The 25,708-nt window shown below is 70.9% G+C and carries 16 protein-coding genes; 6 read left to right on the plus strand and 10 right to left on the minus strand.

Annotated elements, in window-relative coordinates:
• Nucleotides 1-311: 311 nt before the first annotated feature.
• The 4 genes from ACPPVO_RS43415 to ACPPVO_RS43430 all read right to left on the minus strand — a co-directional run bounded on the left by ACPPVO_RS43415 (nucleotide 312) and on the right by ACPPVO_RS43430 (nucleotide 5,557).
• Nucleotides 312-992: a response regulator gene (locus ACPPVO_RS43415; RefSeq protein WP_426504382.1), complete on the minus strand. Its 681-nt coding sequence runs from the start codon at nucleotides 990-992 to the stop codon at nucleotides 312-314.
• A gap of 11 nt (nucleotides 993-1,003) precedes the next feature.
• Nucleotides 1,004-2,179, minus strand: coding sequence for a sensor histidine kinase (locus ACPPVO_RS43420; protein WP_426504383.1), 1,176 nt, complete (start codon nucleotides 2,177-2,179; stop codon nucleotides 1,004-1,006).
• A 94-nt stretch (nucleotides 2,180-2,273) separates the two neighbouring features.
• A complete protein-coding gene (locus ACPPVO_RS43425; protein ID WP_426504384.1) occupies nucleotides 2,274-4,778 on the minus strand; it encodes an ABC transporter permease in 2,505 nt (834 codons plus the stop codon).
• Between the two features lie 17 nt (nucleotides 4,779-4,795).
• Nucleotides 4,796-5,557, minus strand: coding sequence for an ABC transporter ATP-binding protein (locus ACPPVO_RS43430; RefSeq protein WP_426504385.1), 762 nt, complete (start codon nucleotides 5,555-5,557; stop codon nucleotides 4,796-4,798).
• Between the two features lie 257 nt (nucleotides 5,558-5,814).
• Here ACPPVO_RS43430 and ACPPVO_RS43435 point away from each other — a divergent pair, with 257 nt between their 5' ends.
• Nucleotides 5,815-6,426, plus strand: a complete 612-nt coding sequence (locus ACPPVO_RS43435; RefSeq protein ID WP_426504386.1) for a hypothetical protein — start codon at nucleotides 5,815-5,817, stop codon at nucleotides 6,424-6,426.
• 21 nt (nucleotides 6,427-6,447) lie between these two features.
• Here the strand turns inward: ACPPVO_RS43435 and ACPPVO_RS43440 are convergent, their stop codons facing one another.
• The 4 genes from ACPPVO_RS43440 to ACPPVO_RS43455 all read right to left on the minus strand — a co-directional run bounded on the left by ACPPVO_RS43440 (nucleotide 6,448) and on the right by ACPPVO_RS43455 (nucleotide 15,132).
• Nucleotides 6,448-6,774: a hypothetical protein gene (locus ACPPVO_RS43440; RefSeq protein WP_426504387.1), complete on the minus strand. Its 327-nt coding sequence runs from the start codon at nucleotides 6,772-6,774 to the stop codon at nucleotides 6,448-6,450.
• A 33-nt stretch (nucleotides 6,775-6,807) separates the two neighbouring features.
• On the minus strand, nucleotides 6,808-7,503 hold the full coding sequence (locus ACPPVO_RS43445) for an IS6 family transposase (RefSeq protein WP_426514806.1): 696 nt from the start codon (nucleotides 7,501-7,503) through the stop codon (nucleotides 6,808-6,810).
• 205 nt (nucleotides 7,504-7,708) lie between these two features.
• Nucleotides 7,709-8,740, minus strand: a complete 1,032-nt coding sequence (locus tag ACPPVO_RS43450) for a hypothetical protein (protein ID WP_426504388.1) — start codon at nucleotides 8,738-8,740, stop codon at nucleotides 7,709-7,711.
• A gap of 47 nt (nucleotides 8,741-8,787) precedes the next feature.
• Nucleotides 8,788-15,132: an RHS repeat-associated core domain-containing protein gene (locus ACPPVO_RS43455; protein WP_426504389.1), complete on the minus strand. Its 6,345-nt coding sequence runs from the start codon at nucleotides 15,130-15,132 to the stop codon at nucleotides 8,788-8,790.
• A gap of 636 nt (nucleotides 15,133-15,768) precedes the next feature.
• Between ACPPVO_RS43455 and ACPPVO_RS43460 the strand changes: the two genes are divergently transcribed.
• The 5 genes from ACPPVO_RS43460 (at nucleotide 15,769) to ACPPVO_RS43480 (ending at nucleotide 19,942) form a co-directional block, all read left to right on the plus strand.
• Nucleotides 15,769-16,326: a hypothetical protein gene (locus ACPPVO_RS43460; protein ID WP_426504390.1), complete on the plus strand. Its 558-nt coding sequence runs from the start codon at nucleotides 15,769-15,771 to the stop codon at nucleotides 16,324-16,326.
• Between the two features lie 262 nt (nucleotides 16,327-16,588).
• Nucleotides 16,589-16,795 (plus strand): hypothetical protein, encoded by a 207-nt coding sequence (locus tag ACPPVO_RS43465; protein WP_426504391.1) that lies wholly within the window; start codon nucleotides 16,589-16,591, stop codon nucleotides 16,793-16,795.
• Nucleotides 16,796-17,095: 300 nt separating this feature from the next.
• Complete coding sequence (locus tag ACPPVO_RS43470; RefSeq protein WP_426504392.1) at nucleotides 17,096-17,998, plus strand: hypothetical protein; 903 nt, start codon at nucleotides 17,096-17,098, stop codon at nucleotides 17,996-17,998.
• Between the two features lie 150 nt (nucleotides 17,999-18,148).
• Nucleotides 18,149-19,048 (plus strand): LysR substrate-binding domain-containing protein, encoded by a 900-nt coding sequence (locus ACPPVO_RS43475; protein ID WP_426504393.1) that lies wholly within the window; start codon nucleotides 18,149-18,151, stop codon nucleotides 19,046-19,048.
• Nucleotides 19,049-19,228: 180 nt separating this feature from the next.
• Nucleotides 19,229-19,942: an SDR family NAD(P)-dependent oxidoreductase gene (locus tag ACPPVO_RS43480; protein ID WP_426504394.1), complete on the plus strand. Its 714-nt coding sequence runs from the start codon at nucleotides 19,229-19,231 to the stop codon at nucleotides 19,940-19,942.
• An 869-nt stretch (nucleotides 19,943-20,811) separates the two neighbouring features.
• Here the strand turns inward: ACPPVO_RS43480 and ACPPVO_RS43485 are convergent.
• Both ACPPVO_RS43485 and ACPPVO_RS43490 read right to left on the minus strand, forming a co-directional pair.
• Nucleotides 20,812-21,618, minus strand: coding sequence for a hypothetical protein (locus ACPPVO_RS43485; protein ID WP_426504395.1), 807 nt, complete (start codon nucleotides 21,616-21,618; stop codon nucleotides 20,812-20,814).
• A 149-nt stretch (nucleotides 21,619-21,767) separates the two neighbouring features.
• Nucleotides 21,768-24,635, minus strand: a complete 2,868-nt coding sequence (locus ACPPVO_RS43490) for a LuxR C-terminal-related transcriptional regulator (RefSeq protein WP_426504396.1) — start codon at nucleotides 24,633-24,635, stop codon at nucleotides 21,768-21,770.
• Nucleotides 24,636-25,708: the final 1,073 nt, after the last annotated feature.

Consider the following 25,708-nt stretch of genomic DNA (forward strand, 5'->3'; position numbering starts at 1 on the left):
CCGCAGCCGGCCGGCGAACGCACCGCTCAGCCGGGCACGAGGACGCCCGCGAGCTGTTCCACCTGGCGCACTGCGCCCTGGAGGTCGGCCGCCAGCGGCCTGCGCCTGTGCGGACCCGGGCACGGGCGCAGGGACCGACGCGCGCCGCTGGACCTCTGATACCCGGTTGTACATCCAGACCTACGCCGGCCTGGTCGTGGTCATCGCGGATGAGCGTGGCGTTGGAGGCGGCCTGGCTGCTGCTGCGCGGCTCGGCGTGTCCGTGGACGACCTCTGCAGCCTTCGGCGCTCGTCGAGGGCGTCCGGCCCGGTCAGCGTCGCGGGCTGTCCGACCAGCCGGGACTCACCAGCCCCGACTCGTACGCGGCGACGACCAGCTGCGCACGGTCCCGCGCGTCCAGCTTGGTCATGATGCGGGAGACGTGAGTCTTCGCGGTCAAGGGGCTGACGAACAGCCGCTCGGCCAGCTCGGTGTTCGACAGGCCCGCGGCGACCAGCACCAGCACCTCGCGCTCCCGGGCGGAGAGTTGGCCCAGCTGGCGCAGTGTCGCGGGGGCGAGCTTGGCCCGCGTCGCGTACTCGGACATCAACCGCCTTGTCACCGCCGGCGACAGGAGGGCATCGCCGTTGGCCGCCGCGCGCACGCCCCGGATCAGCTCCTCGGGTTCGCTGTTCTTGACCAGATACCCGGCGGCACCGGCCCGGACCGCCTCGAAGATGTACTCGTCGATCGCGAACGTCGTGAGCATGACCACGTGCACACCGGACAGACCGGGGTCGGCGACGATCCTGGCGAGCGCGGCGAGGCCGTCGAGACCCGGCATGCGGATGTCCATGAGTACGACGTCGGGCCGCAGCCGCGTGATGAGCTCCAGCGCCTCCTCGCCGCCGTCGGCCTGGCCGACCACCTCGATGTCGTCCTCCAAGCCGAGCAGCGTCGCGATGCCGATCCGCACGAGCGCCTGGTCGTCGACGAGCACCACGGAAGTCACCGGGGCCTCCCTCATGAGTTGGGTCCGATCGGCAGCGTCGCCTGCACCGTGAAGCCGCCCCGCGGATCCGGCCCGGCGTCGAACCGGCCGCCCAGCGCGCTCACCCGTTCCCGCATGCCCACCAGCCCGATGCCGCCGGACCGGCGCGCCGCCGGGGCGCCGGCCGCAAACGCCGCCGCGTCGGCGGGTTGCCGCGGGCCGCCGCCGTCGTTGGTCACGACTACCGACAGGCTGCTGTCCTCGTACGCGATCCGTACCGACAGGTTCGCACCCGCCCCGGTGTACCGGATCGCGTTGGTCACGGCCTCCTGGACGATCCGGTACGCGGCACGGTCGACGGCGAAGGGAATCACCCGCCGCGGCCCAACCGCGTCCAGCGTCGCGCACATCCCGGCCGCGTGCGCGCCGTCCAGCAGCCGGGCGAGGTCGACCGGGGACGACAGCAGCGGCGCCGGGTGCCGTGTTTCGTCGTCGTCGGGGCCCGGATACCCCGTCCCTTCGTCGCTGGCGCGCAGCGTGTCCAGCGCGAACTGCAGGTCGGCGAGCGCGGCGTTGCCCGCATCCTTGATGGCGCGCAGCGCGTCCGCCGTTCGGCTCGGATCCCGCGTGACGATCCCGAGACCGGCGTTGGCCTGGACGGTGATCAGTGCGAGCTGATGGCCGAGCGTGTCGTGCAGTTCCCGCGCCACCCGTAGCCGTTGCTCGCTGGCCCGGCTGCGGGCCGCGTCCGCCTCGGCCCGCGCCGCCTGGGCGCGCCGGTCCGTCTCGGCGCGCCGGGCCCGGGTACGGATCCGGACTATCTCGGCCGCGCCGGCGAGCACGAGCAGCCAGGCAGCGAGACCGAACTGCGTACCGGCGGCCGAGTCGCCGACGAGTGGCCGAACCGCCAGCAGGTACCCGCACGCGAGGGCAGCGTACGCAACCCAGCGACGGCCCCACAGGATGGCGGCGAAGGTACCGACGATCGCCGGCAGGTACGCCGGGCCTGGAGGGTACCCGGCCAGGTTGTAGCCGGTCACCGCGAAGAACGTGACCAACATGGTCACCGTCGGGGCGCGGCGCCACCAGGCCAGCACGCCCCCGGCGAGCAGCAGCAGGGCGACGCCGCCGGCATCCAGCGACCGGGCTGCCAGGTCGGGGCGGCCCTCGTGCCACCCGTTGGCGCCGATGCTGCCTGCGACCGTCACTGCTGTCACGGTCGCAGCCAGCACCCCGTCACGGACGGCCAGTCGAGCTATGTTCACCCGGCTCCTCCCACGGCTGCACGCTCGCCGGCGGCGATCACTGCGACGCGATCGCGACCAGTGGGTCGAGCCGGGCCGCCCGGCGCGCCGGTCGGGATCCCGCGACCAGTCCGGCCAGCACGCCGATCAGCACGATCAGCACGATCCGCACCCACGGTACGGCGAATACCTCGCCGCCGCCGGAATTCGAAGTCGTCGACGAAAGCGCCCAGCCGAAGAAGACCCCGAGCACGGCGCCTGAGACGGTACCGAGGGCGGCGGTGAGCAGCGCCTCCCACCGGATGATCCGCCGTACCTGCGTCCGGCCCGCGCCCACCGCGCGCAGCAGCCCGATCTCGCGGTACCGCTCCGCCACCGCCAAGGCCAGCGTGTTGGCGATGCCGAGGATCGCGATCACGACGGCGAGGGCGAGCATCACGTACACGACGTTGAGCAGCGTGCTCGCCCCGGCGACGGTGTCGGCGACGAACCTCTCGCGGCCGGCGACGGCGAGGCCGCCGTACCCTCGCGCAATCGACGTCACCGCCGCGCGTACCGCGCCGGTATCGGCGCCGGGGGCGGTCACCACGTAGACCGCGGAGACGAGTTGCCGGGGATTGTGCGCGGACCAGACATCCGCCGGAACGATGTAGTCGCCCAGCGGCGCGGTCGGCCGGTACAGCGCGCCGATCGGCAACGTCTCGGTACGGCCGTCGATGAAGGTGACGTCCACCCGTGAACCGGTGTGCCAGCCGTGCTTCTCGGCGACCGTCCGCGACACAGCCAGCCGCCCGGCCCCGGCCGCGACCGTGAACGCGCGGGCGAGCGCGACCGGGTCGGCGACCGTGACCGTCTGCGCGGCACCGGCGATGCGCGCCTGGCCGGTGCCGACCCCAGCGGCCGTACCGACCCCGGGTACCGCGGCGACGCGCGTGGCGACCTGGGGGCTGAAACCGCTGTTGCCGTACTCGCTGCCGCCACCCGAGACGACAAGGTCCCCGGTGAACATGGCGCCCAGCGTGCCGGTCGTCGACGCAGAGATGGACGCCCCGATGACCGCGAACATCGCCACGAGCGCGACACCGACCATCAGCGCCGCCCCGGCGGACGCCACCCGGGCCGGCGACCGCAGCACGTTGCGCTGCGCGATGCGAGCGTTGACCAGGTTCGCGCCGCGCAGGAACCGGCCGGCCACCCGCGCCGCCCACGCGCACGTCGCCGGACCCAGGATGATCAGGCCGGCGAGCGTGGCGACCGCGGCCACGCCGGTCACGACGTCGGAGGAGCCGGCCGCGCCGAAGGCCGTACCGGCAGCACCGACGGCGGTGACGGCGAGCCCGGCGACCGACCGGGCACGCGAGGCCGCGGACGTGTCCACCGCGACGGCCGTCAACGCGGCCAGCGGCGGCGTACGGGAGACCCGAACCGCGGTCGAGAGCGTCGCGACGATGGTGACCACGACGCCGACCCCGACGCCGATGAGCGCATCCGCGAGGGTGAACACGACACCGTGCAGCGGCAGCGGGAGCCCGAGGCCGGCGAACGCGCCCTTGAGCCCGGCGGCCATGCCGTAGCCGGCCGTGACGCCGGCGACCGAGCCGACCAGCCCGAGCACGGCAGCCTCGAGAACCAGCCCGCGCAGCGCCTGGCTCCGCCGCGCGCCGAGCACCCGCAACAACGCCAGCTCACGGGCCCGACCTGCGGCGACGATGCTGAACGTGTTGTGGATGCTGAGCGCCGCGACCAGCAGGGCGATGCCGGCGAAGATGTCGAGGAACGCCTTGAAGAACCGGAGGAAGCCGTCTTCGACCGCGGCGACCTGGTCGCGGGTCGCCTGCCGGCCACCGATCACCTCGACGCCGTGCGGCAGCGCGGCCCGGATCGCCGCGACGAGCGACGCCTCGGCGACGCCGGTGTCCGCACGCACCACAATGTCGGACACCGCGCCCGGGTCGTCGAGCAGGTTGCGCTGCGCACCGGCGAGGGTGAACGCCACGTAGGAGCTGCCGCCGTTGGCGTCCTGGCCGCCGTACGTGGCGATGCCGGTGACGGTCACCCGCACCGGATCGGGGGCGTACACGGTCGTCGTGCTGCCCGGCGTCAGGTGGCCCGCCGTCGCCGATGCCTTGTCGATGACGATGTCGGCCGGCCCGCGCGGAGCCGACCCGGCCACGATCCGCCACGGATTCAACGCGGCGTCGGCGATCCACGTGCCGGCGTCGCGGGGGCCGAGGCCGGCGACCAGGTTGCCGTCCGCGCCGGTGATCGTCGCCGCTCCCTTGGCCTCGGCCTGGGCATCGGCAACGCCCGGGGCGGACCGGACCGTGTCGAGGACGGACACCGGAATCGGCCCCCGGATCTCGTCCGCGCCGCTGGCGACCTCGGTTGCGCTGCGTACGATCGCGTCGACGCCCCGGTTCGCCGTCTGATATGTCGTGTTGATCGCATCCGTCATGGTCGCGGACAGGCCCAGAATGCCGGCCAGGAACGCGACGCCCAGGAACACGGCGACGAGCAGACCGACGAGGCGACGGCGGCGAAACCACAGACCGCGCAGGGTCACCCGCATCATAGGGGCCCTCATCGGGCCAGGCCCTTCATCGCGTCGAGCACCCGGTCCGCGGTGGGCTCCGTCATGACGTCCGCGATCCGGCCGTCGGCGAGGAAGACGACCCGATCGGCGTACCCGGCCGCGCCGGGATCGTGGGTGACCATGACGACGGTACGGCCGAAGTCCGTGACCGCCGACCGCAGCAGACCGAGCACGTCGGCACCCGTCTGGGAGTCCAGGTTGCCGGTGGGCTCGTCGGCGACGATCAGGTCGGGGTCGGTCACCAGCGCCCGCGCGACGGCCACGCGCTGCTGCTGCCCGCCGGAGAGCTGACTCGGCCGGTGCGCGGTGCGGCCCCGCAGTCCGACCGCGTCGATCACCCGTTCGACCTGCGCGGCGTCCAGCCGGATCCCCGCCAGGTCGGCTGGCAGTGTGATGTTCTCCGCCGCGCTGAGTGTCGGCAGCAGGTTGAAAGACTGGAACACGAAACCGATCCGAGTACGGCGCAGCCCAGTGAGGCGCCGTTCGTCGAGGGTACCGAGGTCGACGTCGCCGAGGTACACCTTCCCGGCCGTGGTCCGGTCCAGCCCGGCCAGGCAGTGCATCAGCGTCGACTTGCCGGAGCCGGACGGCCCCATGACCGCGGTGAAGGCTCCCGCGGGAAAGTCGACGGTGACGTCGTCGAGGGCGGTCACCGCGGAGCTGCCCCGGCCGTACACCTTGCTGGCCGCCTCGGTCCGCGCGGCAACGTCGGCGGACACGGTCGCCACGCGGCCAGAGGGTCTGGTCATTGACATCGAAGATCTCCCGACGAGGTACGGGGCGCGGTCCGTCCGGCGCCGGTACCAGCACACCTCGTCACCCGTCCGCCCGCGTCGCGCCGGAGGAGACAATCGGCGGTACTCCCGCGGGAGTACCGAGCACCGCGAACTGGCGGCGGTGCGTGACCGGCGGAGTACCGCGATCGCCATCTTGAGTCGTACACGTCTGCCCGGCCGCACCGCGATACTGGCCTGGTCAGACGCAGAATCGAGGAAGGTACCCGACAATGACGCCAGAACGTGCGGTGGAGTCCGTTGTCCCGCGGGTCGGCCGATTCCCGAGACTGCGGCCGCTCACCCGCAAATCGGTACTCGTCCTGCACATCGCGTCGGCCGGTTCATGGCTCGGCATCGACGTCGTCATGGGTGTGCTGGTCTTCACCTCGCTCGTGCGCAACGACACCGCGACCGTCGCGCTGTGCTATCAGGTGCTCGGGCTCATCGCCGTATGGCCCCTGTTCGTGGCCGGCCTCACTTGCCTGGCCACCGGTATCGTGCTCGGGCTCGGCAGCCGGTACGGGCTCGTGCGGTACTGGTGGATCGTCGCCAAGCTGGTACTGAATCTGATGCTCACCGGGCTGGTACTGGTCGCGCTGCGGCCGGGCTTGAACGAGCTGAGCCGAGTGGGCCGGGAGCTGGCCGCCGGCAACCAGGTGGACGCGGCCCTGCACGGCATGCTGTACCCGCCGATTGTCTCGCCGATCGCCCTGATCCTGGCGTTGGTGCTGGCGGTGTTCAAACCGTGGGGCCGCATCCGAGCGGCCGGGGAGTCGACCGCGACCAGGACGGTGGCTCCTGCGGAGCCACCGTCCGGCGGTGTGCAGCGGCCGGTAACGTAGCTTCTTCGGTTCGGCGGGTCTTCATGGACTCCAAGGTTCCCGAGGCAATCCGGTATCGCTGCGGGCGATGGTGCGGGCGATACCGAGGGCAGCCAGCTTTTCGGGGTTGCGGATGGAGAAGCCGTGAGTGATCTTTCCGTTGGAGATTTCGAGCAGACAGGCGGACTGCCCGAGCTCGCCGAGGTGGATGGCCATGGCGGGTTGGCTGTTGTAGTTCACCACTTCGACGCGAAAGTCGGGCCTGCCTCGCATCGTGCGGAACAACGCCAGAAACATCGAGGCCACGTGTTCCGCGCTCGTCATCACCAATTGGCGAACGGCGACGGCGGCGCTGTTGCGTTCGCCCATCGGAGGGCGTGTTTGGGCAAGCGCGGTCGGCCTTCAGATGGCGGTGGCGAGCTCGGTGAACGCCGCAGCAACGCGAAGCCCGCGTCGGGCGTCGATGCCGAGTTCGTAGTGGCCGCGGCGCAGATTCTGCATGAACGCGTGCCCGGCGGTAATCGTCTGTGCTGTCCGGCCAGTCCGTAGCCCGCGCATCGGTCTGAGCCGGTGCTTGAGTTGGCTGTGGTCTGCCTCGATCCGGTTGTTTGCGTGGCGTTCAACGTGGTGCCACGCCGACGGGATCAGTTCATCGAGGACTGCCGGGTACACCGGCGCCGCGTCGGTGACGACCTCGGTGGGTCGCACCTTCAAGGTGGTGAGTGCCCGGCGGAAGAACCGGCGCGCTGCCACAGCGTCGCGGCGGGCGGACACGAGCACATCGATGACCTGGCCATGCTGGTCCACGGCCCGGTACACGTACCGCCAGACACCGCTGACCTTCACGTACGTCTCGTCCACATGCCACCTGTAACCAGGTGCATGCCTGCAGAATCGGGCGGCGTCGACGAGCAGCGGCGCGAAGCGGTGCACCCAGCGGAAGACGGTGACGTGGTCGGTCTCGACACCCCGCTCGAGCAGCAACTCCTCGACGTCGCGGTACGACAGGTTGTACCGCAGATACAAGCGGACAGCGACCACGATCACGTCCGGCGGGAACCGGAACCCGGCGAACGCCGACCGCGGCGGCCACGACACCTGGCGGCTTCGAGACTTCACCACTCAAGCCTGCCTTGATCTTCACGAACGGCGAATGCAACAGAGCCCGGTGCCGACGGTGCGACCCGTGCACGACGGCGCATCTGGGGTGCCGGTACGGACCCAGTCGCCGGACTCCGGCGGCAACGTCACCGCACAGATCGTGCGCATCTACGACACGCTCGGCCGGGGTGCGAGGCTCCGGTCAGCAGCCGGTCGCCGGCGCCTTGGGAAGCTGGACGATTCGCAGGTCGTCGGCGTTGTCACGCTCCTCGACGGCCACGGCGGCGCTGCCGTCCGGGGCGACGGCGACGTCCCTGAACTGAGCGGCCGCCAGCCGCTGCGGGGCCTGTCCTCCCAGCCGGTCCAGGTACAGGCCGTCCTTGCCGTCGCGGGCCGCGGAGATCACGACGGAGCAGGACGGCGTCCGGGCCATGTCCCACGGGCGGCGATAGCCCCCGCCCCGGCCCACCACGGCCCCGTCGGCCCCGGCCCGCTGGTAGACGTTCCAGGCTTCCCCGTCGCGATCGCCGGCGGGCCGTCCGAGCGTGGTCGGGGCGGCCATGAACAGGAAGCCGTCGGCGTAGGGCACGGGGAAGCCGGCCGCGCCGAGGTCGGTGCAGTCGCGCGGGGGCCGGGTGTAGCTGCCGGCCAGCGCCCACGAACGGCCGTCGACGGCGACCGGAGCGCCGATCCGCACCCCGGACGTGGTGAGCTCGCCGAGCCCCGCGCACTGGTAGCGGCTGCTGGCGACGATCGGGGCCGATGTCGCCGCCGCGGGCCAGACCACCTGGTGCACGAGGCTGAGCTGGTCCGCGGGCACGCCCGCCAGGTCCATGACCGCCTCGCTAGATCCGGTGGCCGGGTCCAGCGCGATGAGCGCGGCCCGGTCGGCGCAGCCGCGCAGCAGGCCGAGGCGGCCGTCATTGCGGGCGTGCAGCGCGGTCAGTCGCTCGCCGGGGCACGCGGCCCCGGCGAGCGTGACCCGTTCGGCGTGCCCGCCTGCGCGGGTCCGCCAGACCTCGTTGGTGTCGCCCTCCGAGTACTGCGACTGGCGGAGGAAGTAGACGAAGCCGTCCGCCGCCCACACCGGGTCCTCGTACAGGCCGCCGGGTGCGTCCAGCTGCTCGGCCTGCGACGAGGCGATCTGCCAGATCACCACCCCGGCGCCGGCCGCCAGGACGAGACACAGCCCCGCGACAAAGAGTACGACCCATCGGACGCGCAACCGGTTCATGTTACTAGCCTCGCTCTTCGGCAGTGGACGGCGGATCCATCAGGCTCTTACGGGATATCGCTGCCGAAGTCCAGGTAGTCGCCGTTGTTGCCGGCCTTGTTGCTCACCATGTTGATCAGCGTGTCCCGCGTTTCGGTCTTGGCCTTCGCTTTCCGGCCTGAATCCGGGCACAGGCAGAACGAGAAGATCGTCGGGCCGCGGCCGGGGTTGTGCCGGTTCGCGACGTTGATGCCGATCTGATTGTTGTGCGTGTCGAGCCGCGATTCGCGGCCGCCGTACGGTGCCCCTGTGTGCTTGCTGAGATCGACCGTGTGATCCATCTCGTGTGCGGTGCCGACGAGCAGGATGTCCTCATCGGACAGGCCCACATCGAGCTTCATCAGGGCATTCCAGTAGGCGTGCTGGAATGCGTTCTGCTGCCGGTAGTCCCAGCCCAGCTTCTCCCGGAGGTTCTTGGCCAGGGTCTTGGCTTCCTGCTGCGCGTCGTTGACACCCTTGCATGCGAGGTACCACAGGTAGTTGCACACCGCGACCTCATCCGGACCGACGAAACCATCCTTCGTCTGGTCGGTTTCCGCTCTTGCGCACGTCTTTTCCGTCGCTCCCGGCCCGCAGTAGCCGGCGGTCTTGTCGTTGTGCGTCTTACGGATCTGGCGAACCTTGTCGCGGAGCCGCTTCTCCTCGGGGGTCAGCTGCGGATCGTCCTCCGTCGGCGCCGGGCCCTTGTAGCAGGCCGGATTGCCGTGGCACGTGTCGGTCTCGTCGCAGTCTCCCGGCCCTTCGCACGTTTTGAGGCCGTCCGGATCGCTGCCGGTGACCGGGTTGTTGCTGGCGTAGGCGTAGCCGCCGAGCTGGTTGAAGTCCTGGCGCTCGAAGATCGGGTCGCGCTGCAGGAAGCGGCCGGTGAGCGGGTCGTAGTTGCGGGCGCCGAGCAGGTTGAGGTTCGTGGCCGGGTCGGCGGGCTTGTTGACGAAGGTCCGGTTGTCGGCCCAGGAGCCGGGGGCCGTGCCGCGGGTGCCGCCGTAGGGGGTGAAGTACCGCCGCGTCTCGGTCTGGGCGGTGCTGACATCGATCGTCAGGGTGTGGGTGCCCTGGGAGTTGCCGAACTCGTACTTCAGCGCGCCGGTCGAGGAGCGCACCATGTCCGTCCCGTCGGCCAGGTGGTAGTAGCGCAGGCCGCTGACCGTGTTGGTGCCGACGTCCAGGGTGAGCTGCTCGTCACCGAGGTACAGGGTCACCTTGGTCGACGAGCCGGCCTTGTCCCGCTGCAGCAGGAGGATGCCCTCGGCGTCGTAGCGGTAGGTGCCCTTGTTGCCGGAGACGGCGTCGGTGACCGACGCGGTGCGGTTCTGCGGTGTGTAGGTGATCGTCTGGTTGGCGCCGCCGCCGATGGTGCGGGTGGTGGTGTTGCCGGCCGGGTCGTAGCCGTAGCTGTCGGTGGTGTCCGTCGGTCCGTCGTTGAGGATCGACTGGACCTTGTCGGCGGTGTAGGTGCTGGTGCGCGTCACGTCGTGGGCAGTGTTGCCGTCCAGCGCGTGGTCGGTCATGGTCTCCCGGTTGCTCGCCGCGTTGTAACCGAACGACTGCCAGTACTTCGCCGGGCCGCCGAGGTTCGCCGCACTGCCGGTGGTGTGGTCACAGCCGCCGACGTTCGGCACCGACGGGGACGCCGCGGTGTGGGTGCCGCCGGAGTCGCTCCAGGCCTCGGTCAGCCGGCCGAGCCGGTCGTAGGAGAAGCACTGCAGGTCGGTCGCGGCGCCCCCGGCCTGCGCGTCCTTGACGGCGGTGATGCCGCCGGCCGGGCTGAACAGGTTGACGACGTCGTCGACGTGGGTCGACGCCGACTGCTTGTCGATGAACTGCTCGGTGATCCGCCCGGTCGCCTGGTCGTAGTGCGTGGTCTGCACCACCTGGTTGGGCATGTCGCCGAACGTGGCCGTGGTCCGGTTGCCGAACGGGTCGATGATGTCGGACGTGAGGAAGTCGGCGGCGCCGGCTACCACGGTCGGGATGCCGTTCTGGTTGTACTGCGTGGTCACCGTCTCGGCCGGCAGCCCGCCGTCGGCGTTGTAGGTGACCGCCGACTGCAGGCCGGAGATCGGCTTGTACGACGTGGACATGGTGTAGGTGCCGGCGAGCTTGGCCTCGTCGGCGGGCCCGGTCGACGGGATCGTCACCGAGGCCCCGGTGACGGCACCGCGGTTGCTGTAGCCGGTGATCGTCTTGGTGTATGCCGGGCCGGTCGCGCCCGCGGTGTACATGGTGGACGTGGTGAGCTTGCCCAGGCCGCCCGGCGCGGTGTCGTAGTCCCACTTCGCCAGCAGGGTGCTGCCGTCCTTCTCGGTCTTCTTGCGCCCGAGCTCGTCGTACGTCCAGGTGACGGTCTTGGGCCGGGCGTCGGTCCGGCTCAGCAGGTCACCGACCGGGCTGTACTGGGTCGTGACGGTACCGCTGTCCGGATCGGTGGCGGTGACCGGGTTGCCGTGCAGGTCGTACGTGTAGGTCCAGACCCGCCCGCCCGGGCCGGTCACCTTGGACTGCTTGCCGTCCGGGAAGTAGCCGTAGGAGAGGATCGAGGCGTGGGCGGCGTTGCCGTCCGGGGTCGCGGTGGTGTAGTTCCACAGCGCGCTGACCTGCCCGCGGGCGTCGGTGAACGTGCTCGTCGCGGTGCCACCGGCGGGCGGCGTGACGTCGGTGCGCTCGCCGCCCGGGAAGGCGGTCGTGGTCGTCCACTGGGGCTGGCCGAGGCTGTACTGGGTGACCCCGGTGGTGCGGCCCTGCCCGTCGTAGGTGGTGACGGTCTCGCCCGGCACGGTCGCGTCGGCGGCCGGGTACAGGGTGGCACTGGGGAACGCGGTCACGTAGAACGGCCGGGTCTTCTTCACCGTCCAGCCGTGGCTGTCGTAGAAGGTGTCGGTGACCAGGGAGCCGTTGCTGCCGTCGAGCGAGACGGTCTGGCTCTGCCGCTCCCGGGCGAGGCCGTCGTAGATGGTGTAGGTCTGGGCGTACGTGGAGTCGTCGCGCAGCGTTTTGGTCTGGACGTAGGACGGCGCCGTGCTGCCGTTGACGTTGTAGACGTACACCATGCTGGCCGTCTGGGTGGTGGCCCGGCCCGGGAGCCAGACGCCGATGAGCCGGCCGAGGCCGTCATAGGTCTGGGAGGTGGCGTTGGTGTTCACGTCGACGTTCTTCGTCGGCGTCTGCCGGGCCTGGTCCACCGTGGTGACGCTGACCTGGTTGAAGGTGACGACGGTGCTGGTGATGCTCGTCGGCAGCTGCCCGGTCACCGGGTTGTAGGCGGTGGTGGTGACCAGGCCGCGCGAGTTCGTGCTGGAGGTCGGGCGGCCGTACGGGTCGAAGGCCGCATCCGCGGTCGTCGTGGTGTAGGCCGGCGTCGAGCCGGTGTAGGAGTCGACCTCGTCGGTGCGGGTCGCGTCGCCGTCAATGGTGATGACGCCCGGTGCGGTGTTGCCGTCGTAGTACAGCAGCTTGTCCGCAATGGTGGTCGTGGCGCCCGGGGCCGTCGCGCAGTCCCCGGCCACGGTGAGCGTCCGCTTGACGTGGTTGACCAGGCCGGCGTTGACGCCGGTCGGCGGCGTCGCGTAGGTGGTGGTGGTGCAGACCTCCTGCGAGTCGGCGGTGCCGAGCAGGGCGATGTCGCCCTGGTCGTCGCTCTGCTGCAGCAGGCCGGTGCTCGACGAGTAGGTGTCGACCTTCTTCGTGGTACGCCAGGCCCCCGTGCTCAGCAGCGTCAGGCTCTTGCTGGTGCCGACGTTGGTGAAGTAGGCGAGCCTGGCCGGCAGGCCGGGCTGCGCGGTCTCGGCGTGCGACGCGGTCTGGGCCGACCACGGCAGGCTGATCGTCTTGGCCGTGACCGTGCCGCCGGCCTGCGTGTACGTGGCGGTCTCCAGCACCGTGTCGGCGTACTGGTTCGCGTCGACGACGGCGTCGCCGGTGCTGGCGGTCACCGTGACGCTCTTCTGCGTGCCGCCGGTCTGGCTGTTGTAGTCGCCGTTCATGCCGCGCAGGTAGGTCGTCGACGTCTGGGTGACCGGGTCGGGCGCGGCCCCGGTCGTCTTGATGACCTGGCCGAAGCCGCGGAACTGGTTCCAGCTGCGCTGGGCGTTCTTGCGGCTCACCGAGTCGTCACGGTGCCAGGCCGCGTCGCCGACGTAGGTGAAGTTGTTCTCCTGGTCCCGGGCGCCGGCGGTGACCGGGTCGTGTAGCACGACCTTGGTCACCACCCATTTCTGGAACCAGTCCGACACCGGCGAGCTCTGCCCCTGACCCTGCCAGTACTGCTGGTAGCACAGCATCGTGTTGTTCGTGGTCGACGGCAGCCGCGACGCCCCCGGCGTCTGGTCACACGACTGGATGGTGGCCGTGCTGTTGGCGTAGGTGACGGTGATCTGCTGACCGGTCTCGGTAGTGATCTTGTCGATGCGCTGGTGGTTGTACGCCGGCCAGGTCCCCGACCCGGGTACCCGGTTGGCCATCGTCTGGGTGCCGGTGAAGACGACCGGCGGCAAGGAGACGGGGGTGGTGGCGTTGTTGCCGGTGTGCGTGATCGAGTCCAGCCAGAGCGACGGGCTGGAGCCGTCGTTGGGGTCCGGGAACGAGTGCGCCAGGGCGTAGGTGTCGACCGCCTTGTAGGTGCCGCCCTTGTTGACCAGGGTCTGGATCTGCGACAGCTCGACGGTGGAGAAGAACGAGATGCCGCCGTTGGTGCACGTACCGGACGATTGGCAGATCTGGTCGAAGGGCGTGTCGGGCCAGTCCGGCGCCGTCGTCTTCGTCAGATTCGTGTACGTCGAGCACACGCTCACCGTGCCCTTGCAGCGCTGGGCGGTGGAGAACACGACCTGCGCGGCCGGGGCCGGGCTCGCCTGGGCGGCGACGTCCGAGGCGCGCCAGCCGTAGTTGATCTGCTTGAGGTTGCCGCCGCGCACGTATTCGGTGCTCGTGTGCGCGCTGCCGCGGGCGTAGTAGTTCTTCTCCGTCTGGTACGTGTACGTCGTGGTATTGCCGTGCGGGTCGACGGCGTAGTCGAGGTTCCAGCGGTAGGCCATGTTCGGCGTGAAGCTGTTCGTCCCGGTGCCGGAGTTGTAGCACGGGTCCCCGGACTTCGGGCAGTAGACCGGCTGCGTCCAGGCGCCGCTGGAGGCCGGGTCGACGCCGGTGCCGCCCTCGGCCGCGGGGAGGTGGCCGGCGCCGAAGTACAGCCGGGTGCCGTCCTGCAGCGTCACGACCCAGTACTCGCCGTTGTAGGCGCCGTTGTTGCCGCCGGACTTCAGCTCGATCGACGCGCCGTTGTCGGCCGATACGTGCCACGTGTGCGCGGTGTCGTCGTAGACCAGCCCGCCGGACATGCCGGCGACGTCGATCGACACCTCCTGCCCGCCCCAGCCCCAGCAGCTGTCGCCCGAGATCGCGATGCCGTCGTCGGAGCACGGGATGTAGGAGCGCTCGATGTAACCGGGGTTGTAGGACCAGCCGGAGCCGATCCAGTCCGACTGCGCGTTCGTCGACGCGGTCATCCCGTCCACGGAGGACGAGGAGTAGGCGAGCGAGATCGTCGGCGCGTTGCCGCCCAGCGCCGGCGGTGTCGTGATCGGGTACGAGTAGTTGAAACCGCCGGTGGCGGCCGTGGACCAGGCGTCGGACTGCTGCAGGTTGGTCGCCGCGTAGGTGCCGGCCGAGCCGTCCGGTGCGCTGTCGACCGCGAGTACGGCCAGGCCGGTGCCCTGCTGCGTGACGGCCGAGGGCATCGTCACCGTCGCCGTCAGCCGGCCCGAGCCCGTCTCGACGCTCGTCGTCACCGGGGTGCGGGTCTCGCACTCGGCCCGCTCCGGCGTGCTAAGCGCGCACGCCGGCAGCTGCACCAGCCGCAGCCGCTGCGCGTAGTTGCCGCCGAACTTGCCCTCGAACGCCCCGGGCGCGACCTGCACCCGCACCGGCGCCGCGCCCGTGGCCCCGTCGGCCCGGGCTACCGAGAACAGCAGGCCCGAGTCGACGCGGGCCTGCGCGGCCTGCTGCTGCTGGGCGACCTCCACCCGGACCAGGCCCGGCGCGTCGGAGTTTCCGCCGACCCACACGGGTGCGCCGTCGACGGCGGCCACGCCGCCGCGATGCTGCCGCTCCTGCTGGTCGGCGCTGCGCGTCAGGGCCCCGGTCGCCGCGGCCAGCGACAGCGTCTGCGCGCCCGCCACCGGGTCGGCGAGCCGCGGTGGCCGGTACTGCGCCATCGGCGCGGGTGCGGCACCGCCGGCGGTGCCGGCGCGGGCATCGCGGGGCACGCCCGCCGTGGTCTGCCGGGGTGTGTTCGGCGGCACCCAGGTACCGCCCTTGTCCGGCGGTGCGGCGACCGCGTTGGCGACGAGGGCGAGTTGCACGCCCAGAATCATGCTCGACGCGAGCGTGACCGCGCGCCGCAGCGAACTGCGGTGCCGCCCGGACACAATCGACAACTGCAACGTGCGCGCGGAACCGTCCACCGCAACCCCCGCCACTCGGATAGACGCCGATGCCTGCAATCACGGCGGGCTGCGACGGAAGTCGATGCCCGGGGAGACCGTAAACCGATCAACGGCGGACCCACCGTCCCATTGCGGGTGATGAAAGTCACGCACTGCAATACATCGATCGCTGGCTGCATATATGCACGGGCCCGGCGAAAACTGTCCACTTGGGACGATAAAGCGGTCAGTGCCACTGGATGGTTGTTTCTAGCCAGATCCATGACCGCCGGTTTATCGTTGCGCCGTTTCCGCGACCTGGAGCGGGGGCCGGCTCGCGACGCTGCGCGGTGGTCGCCCTGGCATTGCGGCGGTCTGGGGTCGCGGCCGGCCCTGATTCGCCGACCGCACACCAGGAGGCAGCACGATGCACACCAGGCACCGCCGCGGACGTCCGCGGCTCGCGGGGGCGCTCGCCGTCGCGCTGGCGTTACCCATCGCTGCGCTGGCATTTGCCGCGCCCGCCCACGCGGCACCCGCCGCGCCGCCACCGGGTCCGAAGCCGCCGCCTCCGTGCAGGCGAAGTCGACCGGCGCGGCCGTGCCCGTCGAGTCCTCCCGGACCGCGTACAGCGAGACGGTCGCCAATCCCGATGGCTCGTACGCCTTCTCCTCGACGCTGCAGCCGCAACGCGCGCGCAAGGGGCAGGGGTGGGCGACGCCCGATGCGAAGCTGCGGGCGAACGCCGACGGTACGGTGGCGCCGGTCGCTTCGGTGTCCGGCCTGACCCTGTCCGGCGGCGGCACCGGGCCGCTCGCCGTCCTCGACGACGGTGCCGGGCACAAGCTGGCCGTGTCGATGCCGATGCGGCTGCCCCGGCCCCGGCTCGACGGTGACACCGCCACGTATCCGGGGGTACTGCCCGGCGTCGACCTGCAGGTGACCGCGACCGTGCAGGGTGGCCTCAGCGAGGTCCTCGTCGTGCACGACGCGGCCGCGGCGGCGAACCCGGCGCTGGCCCGGCTCCGGCTGGCGACGGCCGCCCAGGGGCTGCAACGCCCGCAGGGCGCACAGGCGCGCGCTACCGGGACCGGAAACACCACACACGGCGGGGCGACGACCCGGCGTTGAGTCGTCGCCCCGCCGCGCCTGCGACCGCAGCAACGGTGGAGGTGGTGGTGGGCGTCAGGCGATGCCGCCGGTCAGGGCCCGGACCGGCTCGCCGACCTCGAGCCCGCCGCCGGCACCGTCGCGTTGATCGTGCTGCCCTGGCCCCCGGCCGACCAGCCGGACGGGATGCACCACGACAGGCTGATCGCGATGTTCGGTGTCTGCCGGCGGCTCATGGGACCGGGTGGCTGGACCATCGTCGCCCTGGCCGAACCAGACGTTCGTGCAGCACAGCAGCGCGTTGATCCCGGCGGCGCAGCACGCCGGTCTGGGCTGGCTGCAGCACATCGTCGCGATCACCGCGCCGATCGTCGGGCAGCAGATCACCTGGCGGGCCCGGCCGGCCGACCCCGGGATGCTGCGTGCCGCCGCCCACCTCACGGTCCACCTGGACCTGTTTGTATTCGTCGTACTCGGCCGCCGTGGCTGAGCACACCGATCCGCATGTCGCCGGCCCGACCGTGACCGGTGCCGGCGTGTCGCAGGGTCGCGGCGACACACCACGGGCGCCGTTGTTGTCGGTGATCCTCGTCGGGCAGCGCAGCCTGGCTCGGCAGCGCCACGGCCGGTTCGTCGCCGGGTCCGGGGCGCATCCGGCCCGGATGGCACCGGACCTCGCCGCCGCCCTGATCCGCGACTACACCCAGCCCGGCGACCTCGTCTTCGACCCCTCGCCGGGACCGGCACCACGCTGGTCGAGGCCATCCACGCCGGCCGCGACGCCCTCGGCATGGAATACGAACCCGGCTGGGCCGCCCTGGCCCGCGCCAACATCGAGCTCGCCCGCCGCCAGGGCGGCACCGGGCACGACCGGGTCGTGCGCGGCGACGCCACCACACTCCCCCACGGAATCCCGCTGGAGCTGCACGGCCAGATCAGCCTGGTGCTCACCTCACCGCCGTACGGCAAGACCATGCACGGGCGGGTCGAACACCGCCGAGGGCCGCTGACCCGATTCCACAACACCTACAGCCAGCACCCGCCACATGCCACCGCCGAGATCCAGGCCGCTGGCCCGTCGGCGGCCGAACCGGCCAATCTGGCGCACCGTGGACGCGCCGGCCTGCTGGACGGCATCACCGCGGTCCTAGCTGGCTGTGTCCCGCTGCTCAAACCTGGCGGGATCATCGCCGTGGTGTCCCGGCCGTGGCGGCGCGACCACTTCCTGGTCGACCTGCCCGGCCAGACCATCCAGGCCGGGCAGGCCGCCGGCCTGCAGCTCGTCGGCTGCCGCCGCGCGGTGCACGCCGCGGTCCGCGACGGCCGCCTCGTCGCCCACCCACTCATTCTTTCAACTGCACGTGGCCCGAGCCAGCCGCCGCAAGAACGTTCCGATCAGCCTTATCCAGCACGACGACATCGCCGTGTTCCAGAAATCCAGGTCTGGCACCCTGGCTGTGCCCAGGTTGTCCACGTGAGTCGGCCGCCCCCCGCTCACAAAACGGCACCCGCCGACGACGACACAACCAAACCCCACCCGCAGTCCGGCACTCGTGCAGGTGGGTCGGCAGCGCATCCATCGGGTCTCCTCGTCGCTCCCCCAAACGAGTCGCCCACAATCACGCCAAACGCCGCACGCGCACTACTCAAAATCCTTCTCGTCGCACACGAGGCACGACACCAGGGTGGCTAGCGTTGGCATCGGCCAAGGTCGCGTTCCAAGCAGATCAGCACCTTCATGCTGCCTGAGGACGAGGCGGCGTACGGTGAGGCGCTGGCGCCCGCGATCGCCAACCTCGGGCGGTGTGGCCTGTAGCTTCACCGTCCGTGATGTGATGAGCGGGTGGAACTGCGGGAGATGCGCGCGTTCGTCGCGGTCGTCGAGGAAGGAAGCCTGTCCGCCGCCGCACGGCGATTGCACCTCAGCCAGCCCGCTTTGTCGCAGACCATGACCGGGCTGGAGCGCGAACTGGGTGTGCAACTGCTCAGCCGCGGCAGTACCGGTGTGCAGGCCACCGAGGCGGGCATGACATTGCTGGCCGAGGCGCGCGGGGTGCTGGCGCGCTTCGATCAAGCGCTGGCCACGGTCGGGCGGCACGCACCGGTGGGCGGTAACGTGCTCCGTCTCGGGATCCCGCTGGAGTTGCCGACCGACCTGCTCACCCGGCCGCTGGCCGACCTCGCCGCGGCGTACCCCACCGCCAGGGTCCAGGCGTTTCACATGTCAACCGCGGCGCAACTCGCTGCCCTGCGGGCCGGGGACCTCGATGTGGGGCTGGTGCGTGAGCACCCGATCGGGCATGAGCTGGATGCGGTCCTGGTCGTCGAGGAGCGACTCGGCGTGCTGTTGGCCACCGAGCAGGCCGCGAAGCTCGCCGGGCCCGACGGTGTCCGTCTGGACGCGCTGGTCGGCCTGGACTGGTTGGGCTTCCCGCGCAGCGGCAGCCCCGCGTGGTACGACGAAGTCGCCGCGATCCTGCGAAGCCACGGACTGCAACTGGGTCCGGCCGCGCCGGCCGGGCAGGAGCTCATCGCCGAGGTGAAGCTCGCCGCCGTGACCGCCGGCGGGGCCTTCGCGCTGGCGCCGCCGAACTGGTCCCAGCCGCTGCCGGACTCCATCACCTGGTCGCCGCTGGTGGGCCATCCGCTGGTGCGCCGTACCTGGGCGGTGTGGCCGGCACATTCGCGCCGGCGCGACCTCGGTCATCTCATCGCCGCGATGGAGGACCGCGCCGTTTGCTGATTTGGCGCGCCGCTCTCCGCTTATAGCGGCCATAAGCGGAGAGACCAGCTGGGTGGGAAACCTGGAGCGCTCCGGCGGCTTACATCCACTGGTCGGGACAGCCCCGGCCCGAAGCTGCCGCTTCGCAGACTACGAGATGTGGGTACAACAATGTCAGAACTGCAGGGAAAGGTGGCGTTGGTGACCGGTGGCACCAGCGGCATCGGCCGGGCGACCGCGCTGGCACTAGCCAAACTCGGCGCACGGGTGGTGATCTCCGGCCGCGACGAGGCCCGGGGAAACCAGGTGGTCGACCAGATCCGCACGGCCGGTGGCAAGGCCGATTTCCTGGGCGCCGACCTGCGCGACGAGGCGTCCGCCCGGTCGCTGGCCGCGCGGACCAGGTCACTGGCCGGGCAGGTGGACATCCTGGTCAACAACGCCGGCATCTACCCGTTCGGTCCCACCCACGAGACGACCGAGCAGGACTTCGACCAGGTGTTCTCGGTCAACGTCAAGACACCGTACTTCCTGGTCGCCGACCTCGCACCGGACATGGCCAAGCGCGGCTACGGCGTGATCATCAACGTGACCACCATGGTGGCCGAATTCGGCATGGCCGGGATGAGCCTGTACGGGTCCAGCAAGGCCGCCCTCGTGCTGCTCACCAAAGCTTGGGCCGCCGAGTACGGCCCGCACGGGGTCCGTGTCAACGCGGTAAGTCCTGGCCCCACCCGTACCGAAGGCAGCGCCCCGATGGGTGAGGACCTCGAGCAACTGGCCGCTGCGGCACCGGCCGGCCGCCCCGGCTCGGCCGACGAGATCGCCGATGCGATCGCCTTCCTGGCCACCGACCGGTCGAGCTTCGTCCACGGCGCGGTCCTTCCTGTCGACGGTGGACGCGTCGCCGTCTAGCCCCGGCGCCATCGCGGCGGCCCGCTGGCTTCCCAGGTGGAGCGGGCCGCCGCGGCGGCCTAGCGATCTTTGGTGGATAGCCCGGCAGGCCCGGCGAGCCCGGCGCCTCGCCCTGCACCTGCCCGCCCGCGGGCCCTGCCCCACGCGGCCACCGGCGTCCTGTCCGTACAGCGAGCGCGGCACCTCGATCGTTCCGGCCAACTGGGTCGCCTGGATCCCAGCCCGGTCCACGCACCACCACCGCGCGCACGGCGACGCCGACATGCGCATCGTCTTTCTGCCGCCTTCACTCGCCCGGCTCGCCCGGCTCGCCCGGCGGTGCTCCTCGCCTCCGGCCTCGCCCGCGAGGTCCTGCTCACCCTCACCGGCACGGTTCACCGGGTCGGTGACACGCCGGCGGCATCCCCCGGTATTCGTCGGTGACGGCCGCTCTCAACGACGTTGATATTGGAAATGAATCGCTGACCGGGCTCTGCCCCCGTGCCGACTATGACTGCAGCCGGAAGTCACAGGATCGATGATTCAGGAGTCTTGTCGTCATCAGCCTTGAGACTGGTTCACTTTCCCTGAGAAGCAGCGTCGGGCTGGCGCTATGCCACACCCAGTTCGCGCTCTGCGACTCGGCGACGGCCCGGGCCATCTACGGCGCCGCCGAGAAGCTGACGATCGCCATCGCTGAGCTTCGAGACCTGGCGCAGGGCGTACGTCCGGCCTACCTCGACGACGGCCCGACGTAGCTCTGCACGAGCTGGCCCGCCGGACCCGGTTGCCCGCCACCGTCCACGTTGGACCAGGCCGCTTCCCGACCGATATCGAGGCCGCAGCGTACTTGGTCGCCTTCCGAAGCGTTGACCAAAGCGGTGAAGCACTCAGGCGCGACCGACATCGAGATACGGACCCGCGTTTTCGATGACCGACTCGTCCTGACGGTCCGCGACAACGGTATCGGCGGCGGCCAACCAGCACGCGGAACCGGGCTGTGTGGAGTCTCCGATCGAGTCGCCACCCAGGGCGGCCTGCTGTCCTACCCGGGCACCGACATCAGCGCCCTGGACCTCGCCAGCGCCGGCCTGGCCACAGTGATCCAGCCCGACACGGGCGACCTGCTCGACCGGCAGGCCATCGCCGCGTACCGGCGCCGCATCGCCGAGATCGACGAACGCCTCCCCCAGGACCCGCGCCTCGCCGCCGACCGCGACGCCATCCAGGCCCAGCTCGACGCCGCCACTGGGCGAGGTATCCGGCGGCGGCCACCGCGAGCGACGCCGTCGGGCGCCGAGGGCAACGAGCACGATGAGCAGCAGCGCGTACCACGGATAGGCGGGCGCAGCGACGAGCAGCGCACCGCCGGTCACCGTGGCCGCCGCATGCCATGGCCGGTCGGGATCAGCGGTCCGGGCCGCCTGCAGGGCTACCCCGGCGAGGAGCGCGACGGCGACCGGTGCCGCCGACGCGCCGGGCAGGAGCCAGGACAGCAGCGCGAAGCGGGCGCCGTTGGCGTAACCCTCGTCGTTCAGGTAGCCGGGCAGATGGCCGAGGACCGCGCCGCCGACGGCGAGGACGTGCGGCAGGTACACGGCCGCGACGGCGCCCGCGGTGGCCGTGAGTACGGCGGCCCAATTCAACTGCAGGTCGGCCGCAAGTACCTCGGTGGACGCTATCCGCAGGCTCTCCACCAGTCATCCTTCCGGGTGTCCCCGCGGCAATCGGAACACAACGCGGTCGCTGTGGCGTTCCCCGTGCACGTCCCGGGCGGGTGCTGTCCGTATCGGCGAGGGCACGAGAGTGCCGATGTTCAGTACGTTGAGCACGAAGCTATGGCGATTCAGCCGTGCGTTGCCAAACGTGATCGCGGGCCGCGTTGATCTTCGGATCGGAAGGGTGGCCGTGAGGCGTGCTCGTCGTTGTCGTCGGGTGGGATCGTCTCCAGCGCGTCGCGGAGGGCCGCGCGTGAGGTGATGCCAAGCTTGGGGTACAGCCGGTGCAGGTGCGCGCCGATCGTGCGGTGGGAAAGAAACAGTTGTTGGGCGATCTGCTTGTTGGTCAGGCCGGTGGCCGCCAGCTCGGCGATCTGCCGTTCCTGCGTTGTCAGCGCGACGGTCGGTGGGTCCGGCCGGGTGGTGGCGGCGATCCCGGTAGCGCGTAGCTCGTTGTGGGCCCGCTGCGCCATCGTTTCGGCGCCGAGCCGTTCGAACGTTTCGATGGCGGCGCGTAGATACAGACGGGCCCGGGTGGTATCGCGGACGCGGCGCAGCCATTGTCCGTAGGCGAGCTGGATGCGCGCCTGTTCCCACGGCCACCGGGCGGCTTCGGGCAGCGACAGCGCGGCCTCGAACAGTGGGCCGGCCTGGTCGTCGGCGGCGACCAAGGCGCTGGCGCCGGCAACGATGAAGGCCGTGCGGGTGGAGATGCGGTGGATGCCGGCCTGTTGGGCGGCGGCGAGGTGGGCGCGGGCCTGGTCGGTGCGTCCGGTGCGGACGGCCGCCTCGACCAGGTCGAGGACCAACCACCGGCCCGGGACGCCGAGGCTGGGGGCGCCTGGCGGGTTGAGTTGTGCCGCCTGGACGTAGGCATCCTCGTAGTCGCCCCGGGCCAGGGCGATGGTGGTGCGAGCCGACCGGGCGTACGCCTGTGTAACCCCGATGCCGCGGGGCGCCGCCCAGGTCGTGATCTCGTTGGTCAGGGCCTGGGCGACGTCCACCTTGCCGCGGGCGGCCGCGATGTATGCCAGATAGCACCGAAGCTGCCCCTCAAGAAGCTGGTAGCCGTAGACCGCTGTCAGGTCCAGCCCCTCGCGTGCCATGTTCTCTGCCTCGTCCCACTGCCCGCGTCGACAGGAGTCGATGCAAAGCATCAGCAACCCGGCAATGACCATGCCGATCGCACCGCCGTCGCGTGCCCGTTCGATCGCCCGCTGGACCAGGTACCGGTAGTCGGACAGCGCGTCCACCGCGACGGCCGCCCAGGCCAGGGGCAGCAGTTGCCAGGGTGCCGCGTCGGCGGGCAGTGCCGCGAAGGCGTGGGCGAGGCCTTCCCGTACCGTGTCGGAGGTGTGGGTGGGGTCGACGTACGCGTCATAGCACAGCAGAAATGGGGTCACAGCCTCCTGGTCGAACCGGACCAGCGCGGACTTGAGAAGCTCCCACGGCTCTGGTCGGCCGGAATAGATGCCGACAACCAGCAGCGCGTACAGGATCCCGTGGTAGTCCCAGTTGTTGGTGGTCTTGGCGGTGGCGGCGACGTCGTCGAGCGCCCTGGCCAGCAGCCGGTGGGCGGCATCGATATCGCCCTCACCATGCGTGAGGAGGTAGGCCGTGGCGCCGAAGACCAGCCCGGTCGGCGTGTCCGATGCCTGTCCGGCGTCGGCCAACAGCCGGGGTACCTGGTCGAGTTGGCCGGCGGTGGTGGCAAGGTAGGCGGCCTCGACGAGCCGGCGGGACCGGTCGGTTGGGTGCGGGCTGAGTTGGCCGGCGCGTACCAGGGCGGTCACCGCGGCGGATGCGCCGCCACGCCGCCGGTTACAGGCGGGCGCCTCGTCCAACGCCCGGGCCGCGGCGGCCGGCGGGCCGCCGCGCCGCCAAGCGGACAGGGCCGCCTCGTCCAGCGCCCGGGCTACCGCCTCGTCCGGTCCGGTCGCGGCTTCGGCCAGATGCCACGCCCTGGGCTCCGGGTCACCGGCCAGGGCGGCGGCGAGGGCCTGGTGCGCCGACCGGCGCTCGTCCGGCGATGCTGCCTGCACGATCGCCGAACGGATGAGCGGATGGCGAAACGGCACGTGCCCGGCGACCGCATCGACGCGGACCAGGTTCGCCTGCTGCGCCGGGGCGAGGTCGTCGATGTCCGCGCGGCGCTGTGTGGCCGTCTCGGCGGCCGACCGGATGGTGGCTAGGCAGGCGTCGGAGTCCAGCGCGGCCAGCAATAGCATCTGCCGGGTCGGTGCGGGCAACGACCGGACCCCGGCGGCGAAAGTCGCCTCCAGCCGCCCGGAAAGCGGCAGGAACGCCGGCAGCGGATCCATGCCGCATTGCTGCCGCTCGGTCAGCGACGAGGGCAGGTCCCGCAGCGCGAGCGGGTTTCCGGAGGCCTCGGCCAGCAGCCGCCGCCGCACAGGTGGTGCCAGGTTCGGGTGCAGGATGTCCAGCAGGGTGGCCGCCAGCTGCTCGCTGAGCGGCCCAAACTTCCGTTCGGGCAGCCTGACCTGCTCGAAGACGCTGTCCACGCCGGTGCGTGCGGCGGCCAGGAACACGATCGGGTCGTCGCCGATGCGGCGGGCGACGAACCCAAGCACCGCCGCGCTAGCGCGGTCGAGCCACGGCATGTCGTCGACGATCACTAGCAGTGGACGTTCGGCGGCGACCTCGCCCAACAGGGCCAACACCGCCGTCGAGATGGCCAATGGATCCAGCAACGCTGCCGACGCCAGGCCGAAGATCTGGTCGAGGGCCGCACGATGGCCGGTGGTGAGCCGACCGGCCCGCACGCGCAGCGGGTAGAGCAGCTGGTGCAGTGCCGAGAAGCTGATCTCGGCCTCGGGCTCCACACCGGAGGCGCGCAGCACCCGCATGCCGGCCGCCTCGGCCTGCGCCGTTGCGGCGTCCAGCAGCGCGGTCTTGCCAACTCCCGGGTCGCCGCGGAGCAGCAGGCTACGCCCGAGGCGGCTGCGCCCCGTAAGCAACGCCTCGATGAGCTCCATCTCGTTCGTACGCCCCACCAAGTCGACTACAGGCCGTAATTCCGCTGGATGCCTATCTTGCTGATGTTTGTCGGAAAGACCCGGATAGGTCGACCGGGAAGCGTCTGTAGCGATCACCACGTGAGGATCTCCATATTCTGCGACCGTAGCGACTCTGAGCAGCTAACTCTGTATCTGCCCGCGCCTGCCGCACCCCACCCGTAACTCTGTCGAGTTCGCGGGGCGAGCGGTATGTCTCCTGTAGAAGCGTTGCACTCTCTGTAGCAGGAGGGGCGCGTAGCTGCCTTACAAAGCCGTGACGGCGGATATGCGGCGACCACCGCGCCCCACAGGGTCCCGATGACGCTCACCTCGGCTACGTGTTGACTGGCGATACGACCATGCCAGGCCGGCAAGCCGTAGCTGGATGTCGGCGACCGAGCTGATCCGGCCGCGGATGGCGGAGCGGCGCCGGCGGCTGGCCGAGGACGCCGGGCAGCTAGACCTCGGCGGTGGAGCATGAGCCTCGAAGAGCTGGCTGAGGCGCTCGGCAACGCCCGGTTACGCTTCTGGGTGTGCCCGTTGGTCGAGCATCGGCGGCGCAACAATGCGAGCGATATGCCGGTCGTGACGGTGGAATGGCGCGGCAACATTACCCACTGCACCGCGCCGGGCTGTGGCCGCTCGAGCACCGGCCGGGAGAAGTCGCCGCGTCAATCACGGAGCGGGATCGGTGCGCGACGTTCGCGGCGAAGATGGGTCGCCGCCGGCCCGGCGGAGCGGAGGTGCGGGCGCCAGAGCAGGTGGTTGCGTTGATGGCGGCCGGGGTTGAGCGGGCGATGGCCCGCCTGGGGCATGACCTGAAGGACCCGGCTGTGCGGGCGGTGGTCGCGGAGGAGATGGCGTCGCAGGCCGACCGGCGGAAGACGATCGAGGGGTCGCGGCGTGACCCGCCGGCGGACGGTGGCCCATCACGAACGACATGGCCTGTGCGGGGTGCCGTAGCCCTACGCAAATCCAAGATCCGCCCTTCGACGGCTGCGCCCGAGACCGTCGTGCGGCCGGCCGGTATCAATCGGGCGCGGGTCGGTATC

This window comes from Dactylosporangium sp. McL0621 (genome assembly GCF_049995355.1).
GTDB lineage: Bacteria > Actinomycetota > Actinomycetes > Mycobacteriales > Micromonosporaceae > Dactylosporangium.